The organism is Marivita sp. NO-S04 (assembly GCF_059070475.1).
Genome location: NZ_CM180980.1, coordinates 2,363,924 through 2,374,706 on the forward strand (window position 1 = coordinate 2,363,924; position 10,783 = coordinate 2,374,706).

General features: G+C 57.7%; 11 protein-coding genes. 2 read left to right on the forward strand and 9 right to left on the reverse strand.

Annotation, left to right across the window (positions count from 1 at the left end):
* Positions 1-3 precede the first annotated feature (3 nt).
* The 9 genes from ugpE to ACK3EW_RS12260 all read right to left on the reverse strand — a co-directional run bounded on the left by ugpE (position 4) and on the right by ACK3EW_RS12260 (position 8,430).
* Positions 4-840: a sn-glycerol-3-phosphate ABC transporter permease UgpE gene (gene ugpE, locus ACK3EW_RS12220; protein WP_493809730.1), complete on the reverse strand. Its 837-nt coding sequence runs from the start codon at positions 838-840 to the stop codon at positions 4-6.
* Positions 841-857: 17 nt separating this feature from the next.
* Entirely contained in the window at positions 858-1,739 is an 882-nt protein-coding gene (gene ugpA / locus ACK3EW_RS12225; RefSeq protein WP_493806432.1) for a sn-glycerol-3-phosphate ABC transporter permease UgpA, read from the reverse strand.
* Between the two features lie 54 nt (positions 1,740-1,793).
* On the reverse strand, positions 1,794-3,095 hold the full coding sequence (gene ugpB, locus ACK3EW_RS12230; RefSeq protein WP_493806433.1) for a sn-glycerol-3-phosphate ABC transporter substrate-binding protein UgpB: 1,302 nt from the start codon (positions 3,093-3,095) through the stop codon (positions 1,794-1,796).
* 100 nt (positions 3,096-3,195) lie between these two features.
* Positions 3,196-4,092 (reverse strand): HAD-IIA family hydrolase, encoded by an 897-nt coding sequence (locus tag ACK3EW_RS12235; protein ID WP_238939642.1) that lies wholly within the window; start codon positions 4,090-4,092, stop codon positions 3,196-3,198.
* Positions 4,093-4,097: 5 nt separating this feature from the next.
* Positions 4,098-4,913, reverse strand: a complete 816-nt coding sequence (gene phnE, locus ACK3EW_RS12240; protein ID WP_493806434.1) for a phosphonate ABC transporter, permease protein PhnE — start codon at positions 4,911-4,913, stop codon at positions 4,098-4,100.
* Positions 4,913-5,728 (reverse strand): phosphonate ABC transporter, permease protein PhnE, encoded by an 816-nt coding sequence (phnE, locus tag ACK3EW_RS12245; RefSeq protein WP_493806435.1) that lies wholly within the window; start codon positions 5,726-5,728, stop codon positions 4,913-4,915. Before phnE (ACK3EW_RS12245) ends, phnE (ACK3EW_RS12240) begins: the two co-directional genes overlap by 1 nt.
* Entirely contained in the window at positions 5,725-6,519 is a 795-nt protein-coding gene (gene phnC / locus ACK3EW_RS12250; protein WP_493806436.1) for a phosphonate ABC transporter ATP-binding protein, read from the reverse strand. The genes phnE (ACK3EW_RS12245) and phnC overlap by 4 nt, the downstream gene beginning before the upstream one ends.
* Before the next feature lie 66 nt (positions 6,520-6,585).
* The gene (gene phnD / locus ACK3EW_RS12255) at positions 6,586-7,560 is read right to left on the reverse strand and encodes a phosphate/phosphite/phosphonate ABC transporter substrate-binding protein (protein ID WP_493806437.1); all 975 of its coding nucleotides are present in this window, start codon (positions 7,558-7,560) and stop codon (positions 6,586-6,588) included.
* 54 nt (positions 7,561-7,614) lie between these two features.
* Positions 7,615-8,430, reverse strand: a complete 816-nt coding sequence (locus ACK3EW_RS12260; protein WP_493806438.1) for a DeoR/GlpR family DNA-binding transcription regulator — start codon at positions 8,428-8,430, stop codon at positions 7,615-7,617.
* A 168-nt stretch (positions 8,431-8,598) separates the two neighbouring features.
* Between ACK3EW_RS12260 and ACK3EW_RS12265 the strand changes: the two genes are divergently transcribed.
* Entirely contained in the window at positions 8,599-10,260 is a 1,662-nt protein-coding gene (locus tag ACK3EW_RS12265; protein WP_493806439.1) for a Na/Pi cotransporter family protein, read from the forward strand.
* Positions 10,257-10,730 carry an NUDIX hydrolase gene (locus tag ACK3EW_RS12270; protein ID WP_493806440.1) on the forward strand — a complete coding sequence of 158 codons (474 nt, stop codon included), beginning with the start codon at positions 10,257-10,259 and terminating at the stop codon, positions 10,728-10,730. Before ACK3EW_RS12265 ends, ACK3EW_RS12270 begins: the two co-directional genes overlap by 4 nt.
* Positions 10,731-10,783: the final 53 nt, after the last annotated feature.

Here is a 10,783-nt window from a genome sequence, read left to right on the forward strand (position 1 = left end):
TTCTTATTTCTCGCTTTCCACAAGCCCACGGATGAACAGCTTTTGCATGCCAACGACCACAATCACCGGCGGCACCATCGCAAGGATTGACGTCGCCATGATGACCGGCCAGTCCGCAATGTCATCGCCCGAGGGGAACATCTGCTTGATCCCCATGACGATGGTGTTCATGTCCGGGTCGGTGGTGATCAGAAGCGGCCAAAGGTATTGGTTCCAGCCATAGATAAACAGGATGACGAAGAGTGCCGCGATATTTGTGCGGCTCATCGGCAGAAGGATATCGAAGAAGAACCGCATCGGCCCTGCCCCGTCGACCCGCGCGGCCTCGGCCAACTCGTCCGGCACCGTCATGAAGAACTGACGGAACAGGAACGTTGCAGTCGCCGACGCGATCAGCGGCAGGATCAGGCCCTGATAGCTGTTCAGCATCCCAAAATTTGCAATGACCTCGTAAGTCGGCACGATGCGCACTTCGACGGGCAACATCAGGGTGAGGAAGATCAGCCAGAAGAACAGCTTTTTGCCGGGAAACTTGAAGTAGACAATCGCGAAGGCCGACAGCAACGAAATCGCGATCTTGCCGATGGCGATACCCAACGCCATGAAAAGCGAGTTGCCCAGCATCAAGGCCACCGGGGCATTGACGCCAGCGGTCAAAGCTTTGGAATAGTTTTCGAAGAACTGATCACCCGGCCAAAGCGGCATCGGGGGGCGGACGATTTCGGGCTGGCTCACCGTCGAGGCGACAAAGGCCAGCCAGATCGGGAAGAAGATGAGGGCAACGCCAATGATCAGACCCAGATGGGTCAGCCACAACCCGGCGCCGCGCTTTTCAACCATACCAGTATGTTCAGCCATCAGTAATGCACCCTGCGTTCGATGAACTTGAACTGCACCACGGTCAGGATCGAAACGATGAACAAAAGGATCACGGACTGCGCCGCAGACGACCCCAAATCCTGACCGACAAACCCATCGGAATAGACCTTGTAGACCAAGATCGTCGTCGCCTGTTGCGGACCGCCGCTGGTGATCGTGTGGATCACGCCAAAGGTCTCGAAGAAGGCGTAGATAATGTTCACCACCAAAAGGAAGAACGTTGTCGGCGACAAAAGCGGCCAGACGATGGTGCGGAACCGTGTCCAGAAATGCGCGCCGTCAATCGCCGCGGCCTCGATCACCGATTTCGGGATCGCTTGCAGTCCTGCAAGGAAAAACAGGAAGTTGTAGCTGATGCGCCCCCAAGCGCTGGCCACGACAACAAGGCCCATCGCCTCGCCTTCGTTCAGGACGTGGTTCCAGTCATAGCCCAAAAGGCCCAGATACCACGTCACGACACCGACGCGGGTGTTGAACATGAACAGCCACAGCACCCCGGCCACCGCCGGTGCCACGGCATAGGGCCAGATCAACAGCGTGCGATACGTGCCTGACCCCTTGATCAGGCGATCGGCGAGGATAGCCAGATACAGCGCGACACCCATCGACACGACCGTAACAAGGATCGAGAATACAGCCGTCGTCGCAAAGGACGCGCGGTAATAGCGGTCCGACAACAGGTATTCGAAATTGCCGAGCCCAACCCATTGCATGGACAGGCCAAACGGATCGGGGATGAACAGCGATTGCCAGATCGCCTGCCCCGCCGGGTAGAAAAAGAAAATGGCGGTGATCAGGATTTGCGGCAGGACCAGCAGCAGCGGCAGCCATATGCCTTTGAACGTAACGCGCTTTTCCATAGGGCTAAAGACGGCTGCCCCGGTGGTCCTGGGCAGCCGCTCCTTTAAACGTTGTTAACGGGACGCCTGCTCGAAACGACGCAGCAAGGCATTGCCACGCTCAACCGCGCTATCGAGCGCTGCTTGCGCGTCCTTGTCACCAGCCCAGACGGCTTCGAGTTCTTCGTCGATGATGGTGCGGATCTGGTCAAAGGATCCAAGGCGCAGGCCTTTGGAATTCGCTGTCGGTTCCTTGGCTGTCATCTGGATCACTGCGATATCGGTGCCGGGGTTCGCGTCATAGAAGCCTTGGCTGCGGGTCAGATCGCCTGCCTCAGACGTGATTGGCAGGTAGCCGGTGTCCTGGTGCCACTTCGCCTGGATTTCGGGGCTGGAAAGGAAGTCGAGGAACGCAGCAACGCCCGCATATTCCTCGTCCGTCTGTCCTTCCATCACCCACAGCGACGCTCCACCGATAATGGTGTTCTGCGGCTCACTGGCGACAGCAGTCCAATAGGGCAACGGACGCACTTCGAAATCGAACTGGGCTTCGGACTTGATGCCCGCATAGCCCGCCGACGATTCCGTAAAGAGTGCACATTCGCCCGCGCGGAAGTTTGCACCGCCTTCGTTGCGACGACCGGCATAGATGAACTTGCCGTCCTTAGCCCATTCGCCCATCGCGCTGATATGCGCCACCTGTGCGGCGCTGTTGAACGCAAGCTCGGTATCGGTGCCGTCAAAGCCGTTGGACTTGGTTGCAAACGGGACGTCGTGATAGGCCGAGAAGTTCTCAAGGTGAATCCAGCTCTGCCACGCGGTCGTCATCGGGCAGCTCACGCCTGCCTCTTTCAACTGGTCCAGAACGGTGCCGACCTGTTCCCAAGTCGACAGATCGGTGTCGGGGTCGATGCCCGCTTCCTGCAGCTTGTTGCGGTTCACCCAAAGCACAGGCGTGGACGAGTTGTAGGGCAACGACAGCATGTCACCCTCGGGCGATGTATAGTAGCCCTTGACCGAACCGATGTATTTCGACTGGTCGAACCCGTCCCCCATCACTTCGTAGACCGGTTTGATGGCGCCCTTGGCCCCCATCATCGTGGCGGTGCCCACTTCGAACACCATCAGGATGTCAGGCTGTTCGCCCGCGCGGAACGCCGCGATCCCGGCATTGAGCGTCTCGGAATAGTTGCCCTTGTGTGTTGCGACGACAGTGTAATCGGACTGCGAGCTGTTGAAGCCTTCGACCTGCTCGGCCACCAGTTCGCCAAGGCGACCGGTGAAAGCATGCCAAAACTCGACTTCGGTCTGAGCCATTGCAGACTGGGCAGACCCCAGTACGGCCGCTGCGGCAAGAACGCTGATCGTATGTTTCATTTGTAGTTCCCTCTTTGGCTGGACGTCTTGGGCGGGCAAGCCGCCACAGTTTCGCGATTTGATATCGCGTTTGGTAGAACAGCCATGACACAGCTTTGTGTCATGGCCGCTCCACGATGAAATCGGGCACGATGCCAGTGGCCAAAACGGCCTTTTCGGCATCCTGTCCGGCAAAGAAACCGTATTGCGCAATCAGTGCGGAGGAGATCCCGATATTGCGTGCCCCAAGAATGTCGGTGTGAAGGCTATCCCCGACCATCAGAACACGAGACCGATCCACGTCCCCCAGACGTTTAAAGGCCAGATCGAAAATATCCGGAAAAGGCTTGCCATAGAATTCCGGCGTGATGCCGGTGCGATCGGCCAGACGATGGGCAAAGTGACCGGGTTCGACCGAGAACCCAGTTTCGCGCGGAGCCACGATATCGGGGTTACCAACAAGCACCGGACGCGGGCGCTTTCTCAAAGAGTCCTCCAAAAGCGCCTGACGCTCTTCCGTCCAAGCGGCGCTGCCAACCAGAAGAATACCCTCGACCGCGTCATAGGGCGCTGGATCTTCTTCCAAATATGTGAGGTTCAGATCTTCGAGATCGCGCAAGCCTGTGCTGCGCGTGGCCATCAGCCCCCAATGTAGGTTCTGTCGTCCATTCAACCCCGCCAACAAGGTCACGCGGCTGGTGATCACGTCATCCGGGGCAAAGTCATACCCAAGCCGCGTGTACTTTTCCATCAGCGCGGCATGAGGAAACCCTGCCGCGTTGGACACAACCAACACGCGCTTGCCAGCCGCCTTCAGGTTCCTGATCCGCTCCGGGGTTCCGGGGATGGCGGCCTCTCCGATGTTGAGCACACCAAAGGCGTCCAGAAGGAACACGTCGAACCCATCGGCGATATCCGCGAGCGTTGCCGCACGTCGGAACGCTGTGCCCGATGGCGCAACCAACGGCAGGCGATGCCGCACCGCCTCGTAGGCCTCAAAGGCTGTTTCGGTCGACATCACCGTCAAATGATCGCTCCTCGGACTTTTGCAGACACCCATTCGCTGATGACGACAGCCGCGAGGATGACAAGCAGGATCAGGCTGACCTGAGGCCACGCAAGCACGTTGAGCGACGACGACAGTTGCAGACCGATCCCGCCAGCACCAACCAAACCCAATACGGTGGATTCTCGAATGTTGATGTCCCAGCGAAATACGGCAACACCGGCAAAAGCAGGCATGATCTGTGGCACGATCCCATAGGCCATAACCTGCCAGCGCGACGCGCCTGTGGCTGTGATCGCTTCGACCTGTGCGTGGTCAATCTCTTCGATGGCTTCGTAAAGCAGTTTCGCACAAAACCCGATGGACCGGATCGCAATGGCGATGACACCTGCAAAGACACCGGGTCCGATGATTGCAATGAGCAGCAATGCCCAGATCAGTGAATTGATCGACCGCGTCGACACGATAATGAGCAACGCAATGGGCCGGATAAAAAGCGCAGAAGGTGTTGTGTTGCGCGCCGCAAGGAACGCGACCGGCACCGCAAGGAACAGGGCGATGATCGTGCCCAATGTCGCGATGTTCAACGTGTCCCAGATCGGGCGACCCAATTGGGTGATGTATTCCCAACGCGGCGGTGTCGCGCGGGTCCAGATGTCATTCGCGATGCGCGGTGCATCCCAGACGAAGAACCATGTGGTCGATTGCGAGATGATTTGCCAACAAATGGCGAACACGAGGAGCCCCAAAAGCCAGCCGAACCAGCGCACCAGCTTTTCGCGCAATGTGTGCCGACGCCAGATCTGTGCGCCGTCTTTCTCAAGCACAGGCATTACTGGACCCTCGCCCGAATGACGCCGGACAAGTATTCCAGCGCCATAACAATCCCGATGATCAGGATCAGGATAGCCGCTGCGGTGTCGTACTCGTACCGATCAAACGCCGTGTTAAGCGTTGCGCCAATACCGCCGGCGCCTACCAGTCCAAGGATGGCGCTTTCACGGAAATTGATGTCGACGCGGTATATGGACAATCCAACAAGTCGTGGCATGACTTGAGGTTGCACACCGTAATTGATCCATTGCATCCACTTTGCGCCTGACGCCTTGATCGCTTCTGCTTGAACCTTGTCCATCGATTCAATGTCTTCGGCCAAGAGCTTGGACAAAAAGCCAATCGTGGCAAATGACAGGGTCAGGAAGCCGGCCAAGGGACCAAATCCAAAGATTGCGACCAAAAGGATGGCCACGATGATTTCCTGCAAGGCGCGGCTGATCGCAACGATCCCTCGGCAGATCACATAGACAGGCAGCGGCGCAATGTTTCGGGCTGCACCCAGACCGATCGGAATCGAGATCAGGATACCCACGACCGATGCGGCAACGGTCATCACGATGCTTTCCAGCAAGCCTTCCCAGATATCGCTGGCACGGCTCACGAAGTCAGGCTTGGTGAAGGCCAACACGAATTGCCACCCGCGATCCAAACCTTCGTAGACGCGCCCCCAATCGACCTCGATCGTCATGAAGGCGGCGATCAGGTATGCGATGAAGCCGACGATCAGGCTCAATCGCAACGCAGGGTTCGTGACAAAGTGCGGCTTGCGCCACTTCGTACCCAGCATATCGTCCAATTCACGGAGGCTCATTGTGCCGCCTCGACTTCTTCGTCGTCCTCGACAGCTTCAATGGTCGCCTCCCAGTCTTCCTCTCCGTAAATTTCGGTCAGCTTTTCGGCAGTCAACGCCGCCGGCACACCGTCGAAGACAATCTCTCCGAAGCGCAGACCAACGATGCGCGGCACAAACATCTGCGCCAGCGCCACATCGTGAATGTTGATGATCGCCGCCAGACCGCGTTCACGACAAAGCTCTGTGATCAACCGCATGATCTGACGGCTGGTCTTGGGGTCAAGCGACGCGGTCGGCTCGTCCACCAGCAAGAGCTTGGGGTTTTGAATAAGCGCCCGGCAGATCCCGACACGCTGGCGCTGCCCTCCCGACAATTCGTCGGCGCGCTTGTCGGCCATATGCAAAAGCCCCACCCGGTCCAGCAAACGAAATGCCTCGTCCACATCCGCCTGCGGATAGCGCCGCAGAAAGCTGCGCCAGAAACCGACATAGCCCAGACGCCCCGAAAGCACGTTTTCCATCACCGTCAAGCGTTCGACCAGCGCGTATTCCTGAAAGATCATCCCCATCTCGCGCCGCGCCCGCCGCAAGGCGCCCGGGCCAAGTTTGGTCAGATCCGTGTTGTCCAGCATCACAGCACCGCTTGTCGGTTCGACCAACCGATTGATGCAGCGGATCATGGTGGATTTGCCAGCGCCAGACGGGCCGATCAAGGCCAGAACCTGACCTTTGGGCACTTCGAGATCAATTGCTTTCAGCGCTTGATCACCGGTCTTGTATGTTTTTGTAAGCTTTTGAAGACGCAGCATAAGAAGGCCCCTAACGCGGCAATGTGACAGGCCCATGACGGGCCTGCCTTTCGTCGAAAAGTTGGATTATTCGCAGGCGTAAGACACGCCGTTGGCTGCGTCGATCTTGCGGATCACATCCCAGAATTCCTTGTAGGTCATCGGCAGGAACTGACCCTCGTTCGACTTTTCGAACTCGGCCTTGAGCGTTGTGCCTTCCCATTCGAAATTGAAGAACGCGTTCTTGATCTTCTCTTTCAACTCCGGTGCCAGATTGTGCGCCGTGCCGAAACCAGTGGTCGGGAAGGTCTGCGACTTGTAGATCGAAGTGACCTGATCCGGCGAAATCACTTCGCGCTCGATCATCCGGCTCATGACCGAGTTGGCGATCGCGGCGGCCGGGTAATCCTTGTTGGCCACTCCGAGGATGGAGTTGTCATGCTTGCCCGAGAAAACCGGCTCGAAATCGCGTTCGGCTTCAAGGCCGAATTCCGCCTTCAGAATTGCAGACGGTGCTTTAAAACCCGAATTGGATGTGGGCGAGGTAAACGCCAACTGCGTGCCCTTGATGTCAGCGGGGGATGTGATCCCGGACCCGGGATACGTAATGATCTCCATCTCATAGCCGAAATTGCCGTCTTCCGACGCCATGATGGTGAACGGGTTGAAACCTGCGCAATTCACGGCCAGCGGGTTGGACCCGGTGTTGAAGCCGGCGATGTGCAGACGCCCCGAACGCATCGCCTCGATCTGAGCCGCGTTGTTCTGAACCGGGAAGAAAACAACCGACTTTCCGGTTTCAGCTTCCAAATGAGTCAGAAAATCCGACCACGCCTCTTTGTAGACCGCAGGGTCTTCCACCGGAGTGTACGCAAAAATGAGCGTGTCCGGGTCAACAAGATCTGCCGGGTCAGTCGGTGTATCGGCCAGCAGATCACCGTCGACGTCGCAGAAGCGCTGATCCAGATCGCCACGCGGGCAGTCTTGTGCAGACGCCGTCGTGCCGAACGACATCAAGGCAAGCGCCGATGCGCCCAACAAGAGTTTGATATCCAGTTTCATGTGTCTTTCCTCCCAAGAATGCGGCGTTTTTCGCCGTTTAACGTTGTCTTCTAGTCATGCGTCACGGGCGACGATCACCTCCACATCTGCCCCGTCCAGCGCCGCCAACAGCTCTCCTTTTGGGCGCGCGTCCACGACGATGGAATTGAGGTCGGCCATTTCTCCCACATGGGCCAACCCCTTGCGGCCAAATTTACGCGAGTCGATCAGCAGGTGCCGTTTGGCAGCCCGGCTGAGCATCATCCGCTTGACCGCAGCAAAGCCACGCACCGTCTCCGACGGACCTTCCGAGGACAGGCCGGATGCACCAATCATACAGCGATCCACGTTGAAGCGCGCCAGAAACTCGAGCGTTTCGGTCCCGATCACCGCCGATTCCGCAGCCAGATATTCGCCGGGACACAACAGCACTTCGGGTGCGCCATGGCCAATTGTCATGGCAATCGGGATCGAGTTCGTAATCACCGTGCATTGCGTGCCACGAAAGGCCAAAGCCCGTGCAAGCTGAATGGTGGTTGACCCGGAATCGATCATCACCGTCTCGCCATCCTGCACCAATTCGGCAGCTTTGAGGCCGATGCGTTCGCGTTCTTCGATATGTGCATTGGTGCGTTCATCTAGACCAGGATAATGCCCCTGCGAAGGGGCCGAAGCGCCCCCATGCGCCCGCGAGATAAGGCCATCATCGCAAAGCGCGTCAACATCGCGTCGCACGGTCTCAGTCGAGACGTTGAAACGGCGCGCCAGCTCGCTGATGCGCACGTGAGGACGCAACTTTAGCTCGAGTAGGATTTGACGACGGCGATCGGACTTCTTGAGCCGGACGGGTCCGGTCTCTGCATTGAAGTCCTGAGTTTCTGTGTTTGACATGTGTCGCCCCGACTCGAATGTCCTGTCAGTTTTGTGGTCTTTCCTTCATTTTGCAAATATTTTTGTTGCATAAGCCTCATCAGAGTGCTCAGATTTTTACAAACACCAAACCATGGAAGGTGCATCGCTCGATATGCTTCGGCACTACGCTGGTACGGACATTCCAAAATGATCGTCCTCGCAGCACAACTTGCAGCGGCGGTCGCGTTGCTGATGTGGTCAACGCGGCTGATCCGAACGGGTGTCGAACGCGCTTTCATGCCCGAGCTCAAATCAGGCCTGAAACGCCTTTCCGGGAATTCGGTATCCGCCGCGGCTGGTGGGAGCTTTGCCGCAATGATCATGCAAAGCGCCACGGCCGTCGCACTGATCAGCGCAGGCTTTGCGGTATCAGGAATGTTGGCCCCACATACTGCACTCGCCTTGGTTTTGGGCGCTGAATTGGGCTCTGCCCTGATGACCCGTGTGCTGATCCTGCCGGTCGACGCGGTTCTTCCCTTCGCGCTTCTGATCGGGGTCACAGCGTTCTTCAAGGCGCATTCCCGCAAGACCAAACAAGTCGGGCGCATCATCATCGGCCTTGCGCTTGTCTTCATCTCGCTGGGCATGATCCGCGAAGCAACGGCACCCATTGGCGACAACGCCATCATCCAAAGCATCGCAAGCTATTTCAGAGATGACCTGGTCAGCGCATATGTGCTTGGCGCGGTGCTGACTTGGGCGATGCATTCCAGCCTTGCCGCTGTTCTGACCTTTGCCACCTTCGCCGCGACCGGTCTGATTACCGCCCCCGTGGCTGCGGCGCTGGTCATTGGCGCAAACCTTGGCGGGGCTGCCATTCCGTTTGGATTGTTGTGGACAGCCGAGCGTCCCGCCCGGTTGATTGTGCTGGGAAATCTTGTGGCGCGCGGCAGCATGACATTGGTCTTTCTGATCGTTCTGATCAGCGGGTCGGTCGATTTGGGCATGCTGGGCGCTGGTGCAGCACAGCAGGTGGTGGCTCTGCACATCTTGCTGAACGGAACGCTGCTTCTGGTCGCACTCCCGCTTGTCACACCAATCACCCGCCTCGCCAACGCGACGCTCCCTCGCCACAGCATGCCAGAGTCGACCTCGCTCAGCGCGCTGGACCCGGATGCACTTGACCATCCGCCTTTGGCTTTGGCCTGTGCGCAGCGCGAACTGTTGCGCATGTCGGAAACCGTGCAGGCTATTCTGCTTTCAGTGATGCACCTTTTCCGCGACTGGGATCCGGAACAAGCGCGCATGATCGAACGCCGCGAAGACGAGATCGACCGCATGCATTTCGAGACCAAGATTTATGTCTCTCGCTTGCGCGAAACCAACATCAAACCGGAACAGGACAAGAAAACCCTGGAAATCGTGGCGATGGCCAACAGCCTTGAAGAAGCCGCTGACCGTATTGCGGTGAACCTTGTCGGATTGGCCAAGAAGATGTCGGATGAAGCCATCACCTTTTCCGATGAAGGTCTTGCGGACATCGCGCATTTTCACGACCAGATCGTCACCAATGGCCAACTTGCTCTCAGCGTTCTGACCACCGGAGATGCCGAAGCCGCGCGGCAGCTTGTGGCCGAAAAAGATCGCATCCGCATTGAGGAACAAAAGCTTCAGGAACGCCACCTAAAGCGCCTGCAACGCGGGGCCATCGCCAGTGTCGAAACGACCAATATCCATCAGGAAACACTGCGCGTGCTCAAACAGATCAATGCCGCGCTGACCTATGTTGCCTATCCCATCGCCGAAGAAACCGGCGACCTGCTTGAAAGCCGCCTTGCCCGCCCCCGCAGCGTTGGAGGTTCGGCATGAGCAAGGCCAAAGCGACACCGGTGACCGACCAGATCGCGGCGCTTCCAGTGCATTGGGACAAGAACGGCAAACTGCGCGTTCTCATGGTCACATCGCGGGACCGGGGACGCTGGGTGATGCCCAAAGGCTGGCAAATGGACGGCACCAAGCCGTGGCGCGCCGCCGAAATCGAAGCCTTGGAAGAGGCCGGGGCTACCGGATTTATCTCGGACACACCGATTGGCCACTATCATTACGACAAGCGTATGGACGACGGCACGAAAATTCCCTGCCGCGTGACACTCTATCCGATGGTTGTCGAAAAGCTGAAACGCCGATGGAAAGAAAGCAAACAAAGAAAGCGGCATTGGTTCTCGCCCAAGAAGGCCGCGAAACTGGTCGAAGAAAAAGAACTGGCGATGCTTCTTCGCAATGTCGCCGACAAGCGCACCACGATCGCCGCAATCGAGGACATGCGAAAATCGGCATAACGTCGAGCACATAAAACACCGGGAAACCCGGGCAAGCTGAACTCAATGGGAGG

Bases quoted from the DNA above. Each gene is read 5' to 3' on its own strand.
- ugpE (WP_493809730.1), bottom strand. From the start codon at position 840: ATGGTTGAAAAGCGCGGCGCCGGGTTGTGGCTGACCCATCTGGGTCTG.
- ugpA (WP_493806432.1), bottom strand. From the start codon at position 1,739: ATGGAAAAGCGCGTTACGTTCAAAGGCATATGGCTGCCGCTGCTGCTG.
- ugpB (WP_493806433.1), bottom strand. From the start codon at position 3,095: ATGAAACATACGATCAGCGTTCTTGCCGCAGCGGCCGTACTGGGGTCT.
- ACK3EW_RS12235 (WP_238939642.1), bottom strand. From the start codon at position 4,092: ATGTCGACCGAAACAGCCTTTGAGGCCTACGAGGCGGTGCGGCATCGC.
- phnE (WP_493806434.1), bottom strand. From the start codon at position 4,913: ATGCCTGTGCTTGAGAAAGACGGCGCACAGATCTGGCGTCGGCACACA.
- phnE (WP_493806435.1), bottom strand. From the start codon at position 5,728: ATGAGCCTCCGTGAATTGGACGATATGCTGGGTACGAAGTGGCGCAAG.
- phnC (WP_493806436.1), bottom strand. From the start codon at position 6,519: ATGCTGCGTCTTCAAAAGCTTACAAAAACATACAAGACCGGTGATCAA.
- phnD (WP_493806437.1), bottom strand. From the start codon at position 7,560: ATGAAACTGGATATCAAACTCTTGTTGGGCGCATCGGCGCTTGCCTTG.
- ACK3EW_RS12260 (WP_493806438.1), bottom strand. From the start codon at position 8,430: ATGTCAAACACAGAAACTCAGGACTTCAATGCAGAGACCGGACCCGTC.
- ACK3EW_RS12265 (WP_493806439.1), top strand. From the start codon at position 8,599: ATGATCGTCCTCGCAGCACAACTTGCAGCGGCGGTCGCGTTGCTGATG.
- ACK3EW_RS12270 (WP_493806440.1), top strand. From the start codon at position 10,257: ATGAGCAAGGCCAAAGCGACACCGGTGACCGACCAGATCGCGGCGCTT.